Raw genomic sequence first — 18,516 nt, forward strand, 5'->3', positions numbered from 1 at the left:
CTTTTGGAATAACGCACACATGGGGGTGGCAGCGATGCCTAAGTTGACGGATTTCTTGCAGATTGCGGAGGCAGCCGAGTATCTCGGGGTCTGTCAGAACACGCTGCGCAACTGGGGAAAGGCCGGAAAGATCAAAGAGTACCGGCATCCGGCAAACAACTATCGCTTGTTTCTAAAGAGCGATCTGGACGCGTTTGTTGGGGAGATTCAACCCGAGGGCTCAAAGCAAGATGCCGCGACTCCCCCAAAAAAGAAGCCGAGGTAGCGCAGATGATTACGCCCCATCAGGCTTGCTACTTCGCTCACCAGCTGACGCGTCAAGGTGAAGTCGGTGAGCTCGACCAAATCAGTTCAACACTTTTCGACTCGAAAGTTGACCTAAACCCGCACCAAGTGGATGCGGCGCTATTCGCATTGGCCAACCCGCTACAGAAAGGCGTCCTCCTTGCTGACGAGGTAGGGTTAGGGAAAACGATTGAAGCGGGACTCGTCTTGTGCCAGAAATGGGCCGAGAGAAAACGTAAGCTACTGGTTGTCGCCCCTGCGCATATTCGCAAGCAATGGCAAGCCGAGCTCTCCGAGAAATTTAATCTGCCATCCGTCGTGATCGACCGTCGGGTTTGGAACAGACTTCGCCGCGACGGTAATCCAAACCCATTTGATTGTGGCAAGATCGCTATTGTCTCCTATGGTTTCGCCTCACGGATGAAGGAAGAGCTGCGAAGTATCCCCTTTGACCTCGTCGTCCTTGATGAGGCACACAAGCTACGCAACGCGTACCAACCGAGCCGAAAAGGTGGTCAGGCGATCCGGTGGGCGTTTGAGCTTCGTCAGAAGCTGCTGCTGACTGCTACGCCCCTGCAAAACTCGTTGATGGAGCTGTATGGCCTCGGTTGGTTCATCGGCGACCATGTTTTTGGCGACAAGAGCTCTTTCCAAAGCCGCTACTGCAATGCTGGCGGCGATGTTGTTGGGCTGAGGTCTCGGCTAGGTCAACTCTGCAAGCGGACCCTGCGAAAGCAGTGCCCGTACGTGAACTACACCAAGCGTCAAGCGATCACGCATCCGTTTGCACAGACGTCGGAAGAGAAGAGACTCAACGAAGACGTGACGAAGTTCATGGACCGGGAATCAAGTTACGCATTTCCGCTGCGGCAACGCTACCTGATCGAAATGATCTTGTTCAAAACGCTTGCATCATCGCCGCAAGCCTTGGCCAGCACGCTTCGTACAATGAAGGCGCGTCTCGAAAAGATTCGCGACGGACTTAGCGACGAGGACTTCGAGCGCTTTGTCGATGACATCTCGGAAGACGATTTGGATATCGAAGGTCTGCTTGACCAGCTCGACGTAGAGGAAGAAGGCGACGATCCTTCGGAACTGCCTCTCGATCCGCGACAACTTTCGCAGGAGCTTGAAGAACTGGAATCGCTGATCAAACGCGCAGATTCCATCACCAACGACAGCAAGTCGAAAGCACTTGTAAAGGCTCTGGAAGTTGCATTTGATCGTTTGCACGAGTTGGGGGCTGCCAAGAAAGCGTTGATCTTCACCGAAAGCAGGAAGACGCAGGAATTCCTTGCAAACCATCTGGAGTCAAACGGCTACTCTGGAAAGGTCGTCGTATTCAATGGGTCAAACAGTCACCCCAATGCCAAGCGTGCATACGAGAATTATGTCGAGCGACATCGTGGCACCGATCGCCTGACCGGATCAAAGACGATTGATGTTCGGAGCGCATTGATCGAAGAGTTTCGCGATCATGGCGAGATACTGTTAGCGACAGAGGCGGCCGCAGAAGGTGTCAACCTTCAATTCTGTTCGTTAGTCGTCAACTACGACTTGCCGTGGAATCCTCAGCGGATCGAGCAGCGCATTGGTCGCTGCCATCGTTACGGCCAGAAATACGATGTTGTGGTCGTCAATTTCCTCTCTCAAGACAACTTAGCCGACCGGCGTGTCCAAGACCTTCTGCAGCAGAAGTTCACGCTGTTCGATGGGTTGTTTGGTGCCAGCGACGAAGTATTGGGGACTATCGAGGACGGAATCGATTTCGAGAAACGTGTCATCGGTATCCTAAAGACCTGCAGGACCGACGCAGAAATCAATGAGGCCTTCGACAAACTCCAACAGGAGTTGGAATCGACAATCTCGGAGAAGATGACCAAGGCGCGGGAGCAACTGCTGGAGCACTTTGACGCTGACGTGCATGATCGCCTGAATGTCACCGCACAGGATGCTCGACTGGCCTTGGATCGAGTTGGCGAGCGTCTCTGGAAGTTGACTTGTTGGGGACTCCGAGGAGCGGCCGATTTCAATTCAGATACGTTGGGATTCACGTTACCCAATGCCCCTGCACCGGAGATTCCAACCGGACGATATCAGCTGATTTCCGTTGTTCGCGATCAAGAAAATGGTGCGGAGCCGGAAGCTCATCTTCTCAGGTTATCCAGCCCTCTAGGGCAATGGCTCCTGTCGAAAGCAAAAGAGCAGGAGCTCAACCGTACTTTGGGAGGGACCGATGCTAGCGCATTGCGTTCACAAGTACACGAATCCCCTGAGCCGACGGCGCTAGCCGCGGGCACAACAGATTCGGCACTCGCCCCGCGCACGCCCGACGCTAGCGCGTGCGGCTCATTTGATTGCATCGAATTTGATGTGACGGGTAACGAACGCAAAATCAGCATGCTTGCCGATTTTGTAGGCCAGTCGGGTTGGATGCGCGTTGACAAGCTGTCGTTGGACAGTGATGCGATTGAAGAGTTTATGCTTCTGACGGCATTTACCACCGGTGGTCAAAACCTCGATCAAGAGTTAGCCGACCGTTTGTTCGATGTCGCAGGGAAGCATGTTGATGAAGTGGAAATGGCTGCTGCCGATTTAGAACGAATCAATGCCGACGCAAACCGTCTTAAAAACGCAACAATCGCTCGAGCGAGCGAAAATGGGAACACGCGCTTTCGACAGGCACAAGAACAAGTCAATCAGTGGGCGGACGACAAAATCACGGCTGCTGAACTTCAACTGGACACATTGCGTCGTGAGCTACGCGCAGCTAGACGCCAGGCGGATCTCGCCGAGAACATTCAAGCCCAAGAGACAGCATTGGAGGAGATCCGACAACTCGAGGCCAAACGCCGCAAAGCGAGGCGAAACATTGACGACGTCGAGGAAGCGGTGGAGCAGGAAAGGCAAAAGCTGCTCGCCCAGCTTCGGTCCCGCTGCCAGCAGAAACAACAAATAGAAACGCTATTCACCATTCGATTCACTATCAAATAGTCACCAGAGCCAACGGCGCTATCCGCAGGCAACGCAATTGAGCCGACGGCGCTAGCCGCGGGCCTCACACAGAAAGCCTTATCACCAACATCGCACAACTGAAAATGCCCGACGCTAGCGCGTTCGGCTCACATAACACTCCAATGCCCGATGCTAGCGCATTCGGCTCAAAAATCAAAACCTAATCAGCCGGCGCAAACGCGTTCGGCCCGTGAATATGACAACCATGACAACAACCATCTCTGAAGCGAAATTCGAGGCACTCAAGTCCAAGCTGCGTGAGCTATTTGAACTGGATAAGTCCGACCTGGATTTCGGTATCTACCGGATCATGGCGGCCAAGAACAAGGAGATCACGGCATTCCTGGATCGCCACTTGAAAGAAACCGTACGCGAGGTGCTTGCCGAGCGAGGCTCCGACGAAGCCGACAAGCTGAAAGAAGAAATCGACGAAGCACGACAGGCTGCCACAACAGCCGGCTTCAATCCTGACGATTCTCCTAAGGTCAAAGAACTCGAGGAACAGTACCAGAACCTCGGCGGTGGCTCGACCGCGGAGCTGGAAGCGGATATCTACAACCACCTGCTCAATTTCTTCAGCCGCTACTACGACGAAGGTGACTTCATCTCCAAGCGGTTCTACAAAGGCGACACGTACGCCATACCGTACGGAGGAGAAGAAGTCACATTGCACTGGGCCAATAAAGACCAGTACTACATCAAGAGCGGCGAGTGGCACAAGGACTACCGCTTTCGCGTAGGCGATCGGACAGTGCACTTCCGACTCGTGGACGCCACGCAGGAAACTGGGAACAACAAAGAAGCGGACGAATCCAAACGTCGCTACATCTTGGCCACGGAAAACCCCGTGGTCGTCGACGACAAGAGCAAGACGTTGACCTTGCGATTCGAGTTTCGGGCTCCGACCGAAGCCGACAACAAACGGGTTGACGACACGGAAGCGACTCGCATTTTCGGCGGAAATTACGACAAGCGATCGAGCCGGAAGAAAGGTGACGAGCGAGAAGCATTTTGCGCCGACGCAGAGAGTCGAGCGTTGGAAGCACTAGACGACAATTGGAAAGAAGCAGCTGAAACACTTTCCGCGACTGACGCCAAACCAAATCGAACGATTCTTGGTAAGTATCTTGACCACTTCACTGCTCGCAATGCGTTTGATTACTTCATCCACAAAAACCTAGGTAGTTTTCTTCGCCGCGAACTTGATTTCTACATCAAGAATGAAGTCGTCTTTCTTGATGACATAGAGTCACTCTCCGACGACCACCTTGTCCGCATACAAGGGAAAGTGAAAGCGATCAGGCGAGTGGCTGAAAAACTAATTCGTTTCATTGGAAGCCTCGAAAACTTTCAAAAGAAACTCTGGGAGAAAAAGAAGTTCGTCATCAGCCCGCATTACTGTGTCACGCTAGACCGTGTTACTGATGCATTCCATAAAACTATCTTTGAAAACAAATTGCAGTTAGAAGAGTGGGAGCATCTATACAAATTGCACTTTGATTCCAGTAAATGGGACGAGCAGATCGAAAGTTTCAAAGCAGAGCATCCATCTGTAATGGTCGACACCCGCTTCTTCGATGAAGCGTTTCGTCATGAGCTCATCACTGAATGCTTACTGCCAACTGCGTTAGACGGCGTATTGGTCAATTCTGACAACTACCACGCGACACGTCTGCTTGAAGCAACTTTCAGGAATGATGTTGGTCTGATCTACATTGACCCCCCCTACAACAGGGATGACGACGAGTTTGTTTACAAGGACAGCTATAGGCACTCATCATGGCTGTCGATGTTGCGTGATCGAATCGCGAGTGCAAGGTCGTTTCTAACCTCGATTGGCGCGCTTGTTGTAAGTATCGATCGCACCGAGCTTCACCGATTGACGACTCTTCTAGACGCGGTGCTTAAGGAAGAGAATCGAATAGCTGAGTTTGTCTGGGAGAAAGGAAGAAAGAATGACGCAAAACACATCAGCCTTTCCCACGAGTACTTTTTGACTTACCTAAATGACTACGAATTGCTCAAAGAGACGATTCCGGAATGGAGAGAACAGAAAGAAGGCGTTGAAGAAACAATGGCCGAATTTAGACGGCTGATGTCGACGCACTCTGGTGATGTCCAGTCGGTAAAGCAGGATCTTTGGAGTTACATCATTCGGAAGATCGATCCATTGGCTGCACGTTCGATTCTTCTTTTCAGCAAGGTCGATGAGAACGGACTTTTTCGAGATGACACGGATATCTCTTGGCCCAAGCCCGGCGGGCCAAAGTATGACGTGCCCAATCCGCTTACTGGAGACATAGCAAGAGTTCCTCCCAACGGCTGGAGGTGGACCGAGGAAACTTGCAAGCAAATGCTAGCGGATGGCGAGCTTGATTTTGACCCTGAGGATCCATGTCGTCTTAGAAAAAAACGCTACCTCCATGAGTACGATGATCAAGTCAAATCGACGATTCTGTACAAACACTCAAAATCGGCTACGCGGCAACTTAGAGACGTGATGGGGGGAGATGTTTTTGACAACCCGAAAGACGTTGATTTGATTGCCTCATTGATCGAATACATGTCTGCACCTGGGGCTACCATATTCGATTTTTTCGCAGGATCAGGTGTGACGGCATGTTCAACGATCTCGATAAACCGTCGTTCAAACGCTGACTATCGATACTTGCTCGTTGAGATGGGAGCATATTTTAGCACCATACTGAAGCCGCGTATTCAACGTACGGTGTACTCGGAAGACTGGAAGAAGGGCACCCCCACGAGAACGAATGGTATTAGTCATGCATTCAAGTACTTTGCACTTGAATCCTACGAAGACGCCCTCAACAACCTTCCAAGTCCCGACGGCAAGCTCTTTGAGGCCATGGACGAGGCCACCCGCGACTCGTTGATCACTTACTCACTTGATCTCGAGCTTGGACCACATCTGCTGAACATGGATGCTTTCAAGGATCCGTGGGGCTACCAAATCTATGCTCAGCTTGCCGGTGAAGATGAGGTTTCGCTTCACAATGTCGACATGGTCGAAACTTTCAATTACCTGATTGGATTGAAGGTTCATGCGTACGGCCCCATCGAACGCTACAACGCGGACTTCGTGCAGCTTCCGCACGGCGATGATACTGACGGAGAGGGCAATCCGATCCCTGAGGAAAAGCGACAAGGCAAGGTCCGCGTGGACGGACGATTGCGCCGCGAGGCTGATGGACCGTTCGTCTATCAGCGTATCGAGGGCGAGTTGAACGACGGCAACGCGACTCGTGTTTTGGTGATTTGGCGAAAGTTGACGGAGGATCCTGACCAAGATGCGGCCGTGCTGGAAGCCTGGATGGCCCGCCATCGAGAAACGACCAAGGAACGCAGCGAGCATCGCGATTATCACCTGATTTACATCAACGGCCCAATTACGCTGCCGCAACCCACCCAAGAATTACGTACGGTGCTGCCCACCGAACAAACCTTCAAAGATCGCATGTTCGAAGACACGGAGGTTTGATTCGATGGCAAAGCAACAACCCGACTTTCACAAACAGACCGTTCTTTTCCAATGGGCTCTCCAGCAATTCGGCGTCAATGATCTGGAGGAGTTCAAATCCAAGTTCCAGATCAACGCGGATTCGCTGGGCGGTGTTGATGAACAAACCGGACAGAACCGTTTCTTTGAACAGATCACCAATAGCGTCCTTGCCCGTGCGGGCGAGACGGTTTCGCCTGAGAAACTTGCGGAATACGAGCAGAACCTTCAGCTGCACACTCAAGCGATTAATGCCGCTCGGTTTCATCACGGGCAGCCTCTGATCGAGTGGAAGTACTACCAGTACTTGACCTTGTTGTTCACGGAGCATTTTCTGGATCGGTACTTCCAGGACGCTGACTCGCTCCGTGACGAGATCAACGAGGTCATCACTGAACACAATAGCTCCGCACAGGCTGTGGACCAGGTGAAGCTGTTTGACACCGATTCTGGTGACTCGGCAGGCGAGCAGTTGGCGCGACTGGCGTTCTGGTGTGCAACGGGAAGTGGCAAGACTCTGCTGATGCATGTCCACATTCTGCAGTTCCGCCACTACCAAAAGATGGCGACTGCTTCTGGCCGGTGGCAACCGCTTGACCAAGTGATCGTTGTGACACCCAACGATGGCCTGAGCCAGCAACACATCACTGAACTAACGTGGTCGGGTTTTCACGCGATCCCGCTGGAAGCTGATTCGTCGGACGACTTGTACGCGACGCAAACGAAGTCAGCCATCAAGGTGATCGATATTCACAAGCTGATGACGGAGGAAGAGATCAAGGCCCGACGTGAGGGCGGAAAGAAGTTCTCGACTTCGGGAATCGTCACCCAGCAGATGGCGGGCAGAAACCTGGTGCTTGTCGACGAAGGGCACCGCGGCGCCGGAAAAAAGTCTGAACGCGATGAGTTGAAAGGTTGGCTAGCACGTCGTGACTCGCTGGCCAAAGGCGGGTTCACGATCGAGTACTCCGCAACGTTTAAAGAAGCGGCTCAGGGTGACGAGGATACCAAGAATCGCTACGCCCGTTCGGTCTTGTTCGACTATGCGTATCGCAGCTTTTACCGCGATGGCTTCGGTAAAGATTTCAATATTCTGAACCTGGAGGACGACGACAAGCAACGCCGCTATCTGACCGCTGCAATGTTGCTGTTTTATCAGCAGCTTCGAGTGTGGATGGATGGAGGTGACGCGCTCAAACCGTTCTTGATCGACAAGCCGCTATGGGTATTTGTCGGTCACACGGTTGTTGGCAAGGCTGGAACGAACAAGGACGACAAGACATCGATTTCCGACGTCGTCGAAGTTCTCGTCTTCCTGCAGCATTTCTTGGATCACCCGGCTGAATCGAAAGAACTGATTCAGAGCATTCTGAACGAAGGCTTCGTCAGCTCGACCGGCAAAAATCTGCTGTATCAGCGACTACCGCATCTCGAGGGTTCCGGTGACCCGGAGGCACTTGCTGCGCAAATCCACGATGGAATTCTGACCCATGTTTTTCAAGCACCTGGCGGCGGCAGCCTGTGCGTGCAACTCCTGAAGAGCGCCGACGGCGAACTCGCGTTGAAAGTTGGCAGCCAGAACGATCCGTTTGGCGTCGTCAACGTTGGTGATCCTGTTGCGGTGGCGGAAGCCTGTGAGCAGCAGGGAATCACGCGCCTGGAAGACGATCTGAATCGAGACTCTTTGTTTCACGGGATCAATCACAACGATAGCCCGGTGAACTTCCTGGTCGGTTCTCGAAAGTTCACCGAGGGTTGGAACTCTTGGCGAGTTTCGTCCATCGGTCTGATGCGCATGGGGAAGAACGAAGGCACTCAAATCATCCAGCTCTTCGGTCGTGGTGTTCGCCTTCGCGGATATAAGATGGGTCTACGCCGTTCGTCGGTCTTGGCAGACAAGCCGACTCCCCCACGGAACTTGCGGCAAGTCGAGACGCTCCAGGTTTTCGGAGTCAAAGCGACCTACATGAATAAGTTTCGCGACTGGATCTTCAGTGAAATTCCGGAGGCTCAAGAGAAGCAGGTTTGGGAATTGCCCGTCGTTGATACGTTGCCAAAGCGAACGCTCAAGACGCTGCAGCTTCAAGAAACGATCGAAGGCCACAAGGTTGAACGCGGTCAGGCTTTTCAGAAGCTCGGCCCACTGGTCAAGCTGCGACCACCGCACGAAACCGCTCCCGAAGATGTATGGCTCCGCCGGCACAAAACGCGACTGAATTGGCTGCCTCGGATTCGTGGCATCGTTGGTCAGAACAAGCAAATTGGAAACGCGATCGGCGAAAAGACCGAGCTTCCAGACAAGGAGTTCACTGACACCCATCGCGCATTGCTGAATTACGACGATCTTCTCTTCGGATTGGAGGCGTTCAAGGCAACGCGTGGTCTAGACCGTTTGCACGCCGACCAGGATTCGATTCGGCAGCTGCTTGCAACGTCGGGCTGGTATCGCCTGCACGCCACGGATGAGGACATGCGAACGGATCGGTACGAGAACATTTCGGGTTGGCAACGGATGGCGGGTCAGCTCGTCAACAATTACGCCGAACGTCTCTATCGTTTCACTCGGGGACGCTGGGAGGCTCCGTACCTGCAAGTCGTTGATTTATCGACGGACGATCCCAGCATGATGAAGGATGGGGACCACTACCTGATCGAGTCTACGGAGCTGGCCCAGTCTGCCGAGGATATCGCCGCGATCGAGGAACTGGTAACCAACCTGCGTGACGCGGTAAAGGACGACAATTTGGTCAGCTGGAGACAGTGGACAGGCAAATGGCGAACCGTTCCGTTTGCAGGTCACCTTTACCAGCCACTCTTGCATGTCGGCAAGAAGCAGATGATCAAAATCAGCCCCGTTGCCCTCGACAAGCATGAAGCAAAGTTCGTCGAAGATCTCACCAAATGGTGCACGGAGCAACAAGAGATTGAACTGTATCTGCTTCGTAACAAGGCCGTCACTGGATTGGGCTTTTTCCAGGCAGCGAATTTCTTTCCCGACTTTCTAATCTGGCTTCAAGAAGGCGACACTCAGCATCTGATTTTCGCCGACCCCAAGGGGCTTCAAAATCCGGAACTTTCCGATCCCAAGCTGCAGTTCGCCACCCGAGACATCCCTCAGATCCAGCGAATTGTCGAAGCCCAAGATTCCAGCCTCAACCTGTCCGCATTCATCGTCTCCAACTCCAAGTACGCCGACCTCGAAAAGCACAAAGTCGGTGATGAGATCATGTCCAAGGCCGAACTCGAAGAGTTAGGGATGCTCTTCATGTACGACGATCCGGGGGCGTACATCGGGAAGATGATCGATTTTGTCCGAGGTCGCCAAGCAAGCAAAGCCAGCAATCAAGGTAGTTCCATATGACAACACACGACTCAGATCGACTTCAATCAGCACTCGAACATGCTAAAGCGGGAAACGCAGTCCTCTTTTTAGGTGCTGGTTATTCAACCGAGGCAAAGAACCGACTCGGGAAGCAAATACCTTTAGCTCGCGAACTGCGTAATGCGATGGCGCAACTTGCTGAGTGTGACAGCGATCTGTCTCTTGAGACGATCGCGGAGTTTTTCAAGGAAACGCAATCGCCGGACGACTACATCCAGTTCTTCGAATCACGATTACGTTGCACTGAGGTGACGGACGAACTGCTCGAAATAGCGAAAGTTCCCTGGCTTCGAGTCTACACGACTAATTATGACGACGTCTACGAGTTTTCATCGCGAAAAGTTGGTATCGACGTCAAGACGATCCGCCTTTCCGATTCGACAGAAGACGCCAATACGCAGATCCAGCAAATTGTTCACATCAATGGGGCGATTGAAGGATTCTCTCTTTCCACGATCGGCTCACTTCGCTTGACTCATAGCAGCTACGCCGTGGACTCGTTCTTGGACAGTCCGTGGATAGAAGTGTTTCGAAGCGATCTTGCTACTGCACGCGCAATAGTATTTTGCGGTTACTCGATGGTGGATATTGATATCCGCAAGGTCGTGGCTGATAACGAAACGATGAAAGAAAAGTTGAATATTGTTGTGTATCCGGAGGAATCTGGCCCATCGATTCGCACCCTCGAGCGGTACGGTGCTGTTTATCCGATTGGCGTCGAAGGACTGGGCAATACCCTTAAAGCTACCGAATGGAGAGCCAGATCGTCACCTGCTGTTTTCGGGTCCTTTGAGCGACAGTCGTCTTTTAGCCCCGGCACCGGCAAATTGTCAGATCGCGATGCATTTGCCCTGTTTTGCTACGGGAAGATCGACCAATCGCATATATGGAGACATCAACGTGAAGTGGTCGATACGCCATTGCTCGTGCGAAGGTCAGGCCTTAATCAAGCTATCGCTGCCCTCAAAGAAAGCACAAGCGATGTCGTAGTTCATGGTCACCTCGCAAGTGGGAAGTCTGTTTTGCTCAACCAGATTGCGGCAACTGACTTTGGCCCCAATTGGGAAGTCTTCCGCCTGAAAAACGAACGATTCAGATGGCGTGAAGAAGTCAGAGAGATTTGCAAGTCAAATGGCCGGACAATCGTTTTGATTGACAACTTTCCGCAGCACATGGAAGTAGTTAAGGAGTTTGCGCTCCATCGCAAGCCAATGCTGTCCTTGGTCCTTGGTGCGCGATCAAATGATTTCGATGTGCGAATTCCAGGAACCGAAGAATACTTGCGAGACTACCTCGAGGTTGACATAAGCCTTCTTACCAAAGAAGAAGCCGACGACTTGAAAAGTATTTTCGAGCATTACGGATTTCACGGTCGACTAGCAAGCTTACGAAGCGGCAAGGCACTTGAGCGATTGGCTGATGAAACTGGCTTGCAAATGCACTCGATACTTCTTTGGATCTTCAATTCAGAGGACGTGAAAGCGCGGATCGACGCCGAGGCGGGGAGAGTCTTCGAAAACGACGCCGCCAAACACGTGCTGATCACGGGTTTGATCCTCAGCCTCATCAATGTTAACGCTGACGGAGATCTGATCTTCGATTTTGGACCACGCCTCAGAACGAAGTTTAATGTGGAAGCCAAGCAATTGGTCTCCTCATTCATCGACCATGCATCCGGCGAGTTCAATGCTCGGTCGTCGGTTTTGGCGCGACACATTCTGAGTGAAGTGCTTGACCCGAACGAGTTGCTGGAATCTTTGAAGTCAATCTGCAAGAAATCAGTGGAGCGAAGCAAGTTCGGATTTGCAAGCGAGAATTTCAGAAGAATTCCACGAGAGCTCTGCAAATTTTCAAATCAAATATCGATGTTTCCAGCTCCGGAAACACATGGTTGCATCATTGAATTTTTCGAGTTTTCGAAGTCATTCGATAGGCTCCGAACTGATATCCAATTTTGGTTGCAGTACGCAATTGCACGTACATCAATGGAGCACTTTGGCGAAGCCGGCCAACTCTTCGACACAACCTACGAACTTGTTGGGCGGCAATCGTTTCACTACGACACTCGGTTCATCGACAACCACTACGCCAGGTTCTTGATTCTCCGTGCTATGCGTGCCCGGTATTCGGATGACCGATTCACCGATGTTGAAAAAGCTATTGACCTGCTTTCAGATCAAATGCGTAAACCAGATGCGAACAAGCACTACCCATACAAAGTTGCTTCAATGGTGGTCGATTACTTCCACACGCACCAAAAGATGATTTCCGAAGAGAGAAAGTCGAAGCTTGCAGACTTCGCACGATTCGCACTCAATCAGATTCCCGGTTTGATTGAGCGAGTCGGAAAGCACTTCAATGTCAAAGAGTGCGAAGGCCGCTTTACCGAGTTTCTCGCGTCACATTTGGACCAGGCTTGATTTGAATTAGAGTTGTATTGTCTATCATGGAAACGGAGATCGCTCAATCCGCCGGCCCCGTACGGACTATATGGCCGCATCGCCCATAACTTTATGCGTCTAAGAGTCTTCTTCTGCGGGAACTTGAGTGCAAAAGTCGACCACGAGAACAGTGACGAATAATCCTATGCCCGCGACGAGGCCAACTACTTCGCCACTAGCCTGATCATATCCGAGCAAGTACTGAAGACCAACGTCGACCGCAACCATAAAGCTCATAGCCAAGAACGAAGCTGTCACCGCGAAACCTAAAAACGTGTCAGAAACCGTGCGTTCAAATGCTGGTTGCGTGTACCAACTAAGCTTCTTACAGAACACGTGCACAGCGTTTCTTAGCCGTTTGTAAATCCTCACTGAGATGACACCCAACAGAACTGAAATCAGGCTCAGCACTAACGAAGCAAGCATCGCGGCTGCCGCGTTTAACGTTCGCTCAGTTTCGATGAATCCAATAGCGGAAAACACCGCGAATGTCTGCAACGCGGCCGTGGCAGTGATACAGATCATGTCCAAGTGCGATTCGTTCAAGCTTGCAATGTAGTGGGTGCGAAGATCCTCAAGCTCGTCTGGCTTGGTTTGTTCATAAAGTGTCCTCAAATTTTTCGACTGTGTGTGAGCGATGCGTAAGTGATTCAAATATGTCCAGGTCATTAGGGCGGTGGCGACCAGAGTCCCAAAAACAAGTGCGACGGTGAAGTTGAATTCCCACTGGACAACGAGAACGAGCGACGCCAAACCTGTAACAACCGCAAAAAAGGAAATGATCTGAACCGAAACACCCATCAAATTGAATTTGCTTGACTTTTCAAGCTGCTGAACTTGATCTCTCTCAAGCAATTGAGCTTCGGCAATAGCGAATCGCATTCCATGATAGACAATCCCAATGTGAAGCTGGACAAAACGCAAGCAAAACAGCAGAGCACTGCCAGCCAGGAAGAGAGTGATTAAGGTTTGTGTCTCAACCCCGAGATGCTTAGTTGGTGACCTGATTGACAAAGCTCGCAATAGAGTCATCGAAACTGCAACGAGAACGCTGACTTGGTACATCAGATCGCGTCGACGCGAAAACAACATGATCAGTTCCGCGCTCGTTTCTCCGAGCCGAATTCTTTTCGGGGGAATGGGTAAATTAGTTCCTCCAACCCAATCTACGCTTCGTCGATTCATTCGATTCTATCCTGTGGAACGATGGGCTGACGTCAAACGACAGCCCTAAGTGTAGAACGCATCAATCTCAAATTGCGGACGCTCAATTTTCAGCCACGGTTTTGTGCTAATAAGATTCTGATCGTAAATCATGAAACGAGGTGTCGCCTGCTTGATTCTCATTAGCGCCTGAGATATCCGTGCCCAATACATATGGTGAGAAAGGACAATGCCCTTGTATCGCTTGTTGTGCCAACCATCTTCAAATCGCTTCAAATTTACTGAAATCCATTTTGCATCCAGTACTTCTGGTGGATTCGGAGTCACTTTCGGGCGACGTGAATTGGCAGTAGCGCCAAACAGGATCAGTAATTCCCCCGCCTTGTCAGAGTCGTGAGGAGTCATATCCGGGCGTCCAAACCAGCCAATCGGTCGCAAGTCCTGAGTAGCAACCTGTAGCCCGGTTTCTTCCTCAACCTCACGAACCGCAGCCGCAGAGGGCGATTCCCCCGGATCAACACTACCTCCAGGCAGGACCCACGGGTGATCGCCATACCTCTTTGAGTACTTTCCGAGCTGGGCCATCAAGACTGAACGACCACTTGAATCGAGAATCGCAGTGACGACGGCAAGTTTCCAGCCCCGATTCTGATCGTCTCGAACGGCCATCGCCTGACGATCAATCCGTTCGACAGTGTCGATTGCTCCGTCCGGAAACCAGTCTTGGTGTTTTCGAGGAAAATGGAACCGTTCAAATTGCTTACAATCATCTCTCAGCTGATCAACGTGTCTAGCTCTTACCTTTTCGGAAGGAATTTTCTTGTACCTATCGTTGATTTCTGAGAGCAAATTCCTCGTCGATTCAAGCAAGGATTCACATAGATCCATGCGTTTCGTCATCGGTTGCTTGCCATATGATGTTCTCACCGCTCGAAACAGGGAAACCTGAGCGTTTCTCACCTGGGACTGTACAATCATTCGGGGATCACGCATCGATGTTCGGATCTCGGCTGCTTGTTCGTATCGTTGACGAGATGACTCGGCGAGTTGCAGCACCTGGTCTTCAGGACATCCGTACCGATTCGCATCTTCGGCCATCGATTGGTATACAAAAGCCGCGTTGTGCAGATTCAAGCCATAGAATTCCATTTGATAGTGGCTCTTGAACTCAGTTGCTACACCATCGAGCCGCTTCGCGAGATTCTCTTGCCAACGCAACTCGTAGTACTTGTCATCGATCGGTTCCGATGATTCAAGTGCAACGCGCCCATTCATGTATCGTTGAAACTCTGAAAGCGGCAGTTCTGCATCTTTGAGCTTTCGGCGTGTTTCAATTGCTTTGCTAAGTTGTTGATCTGCTTCGAGATACCGTTGTTCATGCTGAAGCGCAATGCCACACTGATGCTCACACCAACCTAGATGTTCTCGGTACTTTTTCCGCTTTTCACCCCTGGAACTATCTATCGCCTTTTTTAGTTCCGCTATTAGTTTTGTTAGGTCAGAGACTGCATCTTTGCTTCGCCCACTTATTCTGCCCATGTAAGCAGCCCTTGATCGAGCCTCGAAATTCAAAATCGTATCGCCTAGATCGAGTATTGACTCGTAGGCTTCGTCAGCCAAATTTCGCTTCTCTCCGTCAACAACGACTTGGTACAACCGTAGGTGATTCGCGATTCGGGCCCACAATAGCTTTAGTAACGGTGCGTTTTTTGAACGAACGTTGCTAGCCCAACGACTGGCATTGCGAATCCACCAATTCTGGTCGTTGCACTCTTCTTCGACAAACCCCCAGTCTATCAAGACTTCATCTGTAACGTCGGAGGATGAAATCACTCGTCGGAAGACAGCTTGAAAAACTTCGTCGACATCAGATGTAATGACGTGAGTTTCGGTGGTAAAAAATCGGCTGACTAAGGGCGGATGCGGATCCTCGGACGGATGCTTGACCCATATTACCTCGCTAGGTTGAGCGGATCCGCAAAACAAAGCCGGCATGACATCATGAATATCCATTCCGCCGTAGCCCGCAACCACAAGCACACGACCTTTAATTGCATTGCCAACCTTTCGCAACAAATTTTGTTCGAGAGGCGCGAATACAGAATTCGCTCGGAATCGTAATGACAGTGGGTCTGACAACGTACCATGCAACTTCAACGGGCGTTGCTTTGGCGGCCCACAATCGAAAACCTCGATCAACTCATCGAAATTGGTTGTTAAAACCTTCGTGTCAAAATGCTTCGTACTCCATGCGGCGAAACGGTGGATATTGCTTGATGAGGGAGCGTCCAAGCACGCGGCTATCGCTTGACTCGTCTGTTGCTCGGTCAGCGTTTGAGACATGATTTGGAAGAACGTCTCGTTGAACAAAAGCTGGAGATGTTCTTTGAGATAGGGGATCGGATCTCGAAAATTGTCAGCGGCGATCACCCGAATCAGTTCTTCGACCATACTGACCCAGCCAGGACAATACGTCTGACGTCGAAGGCTGATTCCAGCACCAAGCATGAAGGCCGCGTTCTTACCCGACATTGCTTCAGCGATGCGACGCGCTGCGTCCGATTGATTTAGTTCCACTACGTTGTCCCCAATGCGGCAAGGCTTTCGTCGACTACGGCAAACCCGACGCCAAGTATACATAACGCTTCGCTGCGTGTGGGCGAACCTATGTTTACCCCGCCTTTGCGACGTAGCAGCACAGCGAGCTCGCTTTGGCCACTCCGAAGTCGATGGTGAATTGCCGCGAGTTTGTGTCCGCAAACATCCATCGTCTTCCTTTGAGCTGGCTTACGTGACTCTGGCTCAAGTGCGACCGACCATCCATCCATCCAAGTTCGGCCGCCGGGCTTATGATTGCGTTGCGCAACCACCTATCCCAAGAAATCCTTCAAATTTATCTTTGCAACGACTGGGTCCGCCAATCATGGGTAGAGCAATTGAATCAATCATTGCTGGTGCATCTCCAAACAACGTGGAAAGCAGCGCTCGATTTGGCGCAACAGATTCAGATACAGGTGCGAACGGATAGACAACCGTAGCTCGGTTGGCGCGAAATCCGAGAACATACGCGCACATCTGAAATCGATCATTTCGCGACTCATTTCCAAAGCTGCATTTGTATTTTGCGTCGACGATCCAGCGCTGGTTACCGTTGACAAGCAATGTGTCGGCCCTCATCAGCCGATTGGACTCGTCAGATCCATTGGCATCGTCCCAATGTCGAATGGACTCGCTTCGCGGCGCAACATGCCACCCTGTCTCGGTGGATAGCTCGCGGCACATCTTGCTGATCGCGTTTTCCCAAAGGAGAGCCAATGAGATGGTAAATGTGTCACCGCCCCAACCCTGCGTTGGGTCGAAGGTCGCTCCCGTCAGAATCAGTCTCGCCAACTGCAGTGCTGAGCGGTAACCGGCCGGCGGAGCAGACATGCTGGACTGGATGATGTATTCACGATCTTCCGTCGAGCGTGAAATGCCAGACCATGAATGCCTTAGATGTTGGAACGTGGTAAGCCGTTCGTTCCCGAAATCACCGACAAACATCAGGATTCGATCCAATGCAGCTGCGAGCAATTGATTTGGCGGCGTGTTGATGCTCCGCCCGCGAACGGTCTGAGGAATCGCCGGAAGCCGCCAAGGTCGCTGGGCCAATCGATGACTCAGAATGCGTCCACGAACTTCGGGGGCTTCCGTGTCGAATTGGACGAATCCCATGCGCATGTGGCAGCGGGTGACGATGTCAAGCTCCCGCAAGAAGAGGCCGGCGAGTACTGACTGGTACGATCCACTCTGTGAAACGTTCCCGTCTTGCTCCCAAAACTGAAGGTCCGGAAATTCGCCCAAATAGACCAGCCAATCGAGCAGCACCAATCCTGGCACTTTGGTCCCAATCAAGACTTGTCGGCCGCTGGGCAAACGAATGACACCAACTCGATCTCGCCCTCGGATCTCAACTTGGCCACGATGCTCGTGAACACGCAGCGTTCGGTCTTCATGGTGACGACGGAGTGTCGCGTAATCCTGGCCGAGGCTTTCAATTGAACCTCGCCAAGCAACCGGATCCAGCGAACCTTCTTCGTCACAAACGATTGGATTGGCGGTAGCGGGGGGTGGAGCGTCCGCGACTTGAACCATGGTCAAAGGTCCTCGCCGCTTTCCGGAGCTTCAGTATCATCCAACGTGGCCTCTTGAGCGTCTACCGAAACGCACTGGAGCAACGTACTTTCAATCTGGGATTCGAGTGCGCGATCTGGTCGACCGAACTGCATGGTGCACAGCTCGCGCACATATGGCAGGACGCTGTGCCGCACGATCCGGCGCAAGGCCGCGGCAATCAGCGGTTTGTCTTCAGATGCCTGGCTCTCGTTCCCAGCGGTCTGGATCATGAACAACGCATGACCGATTTGCTGTTCAGGTGCAATGCCGCGCTCTTCAAGCATCTGGTTGCATTGTTTCAAAGCACCGCTTGAGAATCCCGATGGATTATTGCCCGTGCGACTCAGCCACGAATGCAGAACGCTGTAGTCCGGAAGCAGGTCGAGCCAGAGGAATCGCCGCCGTAACGCCAGATCCATTCTGCCGATGGATCGATCTGCACTGTTCATCGTGCCAATGATGTAGACATTGCTTGGGAATCGAAACTTGCGTCCCGAGAGCAACCGAACGCTGCGCCCGCGGTACTCGAGCAACTGAGGGTGCATTCCCATTTAGTT

At 51.8% G+C, this 18,516-nt stretch carries 9 protein-coding genes; 5 read left to right on the forward strand and 4 right to left on the reverse strand.

The features are described from left to right. Positions 1 to 34: 34 nt before the first annotated feature. The 5 genes from NZK35_RS07360 to NZK35_RS07380 all read left to right on the forward strand — a co-directional run bounded on the left by NZK35_RS07360 (position 35) and on the right by NZK35_RS07380 (position 12,619). Positions 35 to 265 (forward strand): helix-turn-helix domain-containing protein, encoded by a 231-nt coding sequence (locus NZK35_RS07360; protein WP_259631887.1) that lies wholly within the window; start codon positions 35 to 37, stop codon positions 263 to 265. A 5-nt stretch (positions 266 to 270) separates the two neighbouring features. Beyond that, complete coding sequence (locus tag NZK35_RS07365) at positions 271 to 3,279, forward strand: DEAD/DEAH box helicase (RefSeq protein WP_259631888.1); 3,009 nt, start codon at positions 271 to 273, stop codon at positions 3,277 to 3,279. A 226-nt stretch (positions 3,280 to 3,505) separates the two neighbouring features. Beyond that, a complete protein-coding gene (locus NZK35_RS07370; RefSeq protein WP_259631889.1) occupies positions 3,506 to 6,799 on the forward strand; it encodes a site-specific DNA-methyltransferase in 3,294 nt (1,097 codons plus the stop codon). 4 nt (positions 6,800 to 6,803) lie between these two features. Beyond that, complete coding sequence (locus NZK35_RS07375; RefSeq protein WP_259631890.1) at positions 6,804 to 10,178, forward strand: DEAD/DEAH box helicase family protein; 3,375 nt, start codon at positions 6,804 to 6,806, stop codon at positions 10,176 to 10,178. Then, the gene (locus NZK35_RS07380) at positions 10,175 to 12,619 is read left to right on the forward strand and encodes an SIR2 family protein (protein WP_259631891.1); all 2,445 of its coding nucleotides are present in this window, start codon (positions 10,175 to 10,177) and stop codon (positions 12,617 to 12,619) included. Before NZK35_RS07375 ends, NZK35_RS07380 begins: the two co-directional genes overlap by 4 nt. 99 nt (positions 12,620 to 12,718) lie before the next feature. Here NZK35_RS07380 and NZK35_RS07385 read toward each other — a convergent pair whose 3' ends face one another. The 4 genes from NZK35_RS07385 to NZK35_RS07400 all read right to left on the reverse strand — a co-directional run bounded on the left by NZK35_RS07385 (position 12,719) and on the right by NZK35_RS07400 (position 18,408). Further along, entirely contained in the window at positions 12,719 to 13,825 is a 1,107-nt protein-coding gene (locus tag NZK35_RS07385) for a hypothetical protein (protein WP_259631892.1), read from the reverse strand. 45 nt (positions 13,826 to 13,870) lie between these two features. Then, positions 13,871 to 16,381, reverse strand: a complete 2,511-nt coding sequence (locus NZK35_RS34640) for an NUDIX domain-containing protein (RefSeq protein ID WP_323379619.1) — start codon at positions 16,379 to 16,381, stop codon at positions 13,871 to 13,873. A gap of 270 nt (positions 16,382 to 16,651) precedes the next feature. Continuing rightward, on the reverse strand, positions 16,652 to 17,938 hold the full coding sequence (locus tag NZK35_RS07395) for an McrC family protein (protein ID WP_259631893.1): 1,287 nt from the start codon (positions 17,936 to 17,938) through the stop codon (positions 16,652 to 16,654). Positions 17,939 to 17,940: 2 nt separating this feature from the next. Then, the gene (locus NZK35_RS07400) at positions 17,941 to 18,408 is read right to left on the reverse strand and encodes a hypothetical protein (RefSeq protein WP_259631894.1); all 468 of its coding nucleotides are present in this window, start codon (positions 18,406 to 18,408) and stop codon (positions 17,941 to 17,943) included. Positions 18,409 to 18,516: the final 108 nt, after the last annotated feature.

It is taken from the genome of Stieleria sedimenti, assembly GCF_025060895.1.
Classification (GTDB): domain Bacteria; phylum Planctomycetota; class Planctomycetia; order Pirellulales; family Pirellulaceae; genus Stieleria; species Stieleria sedimenti.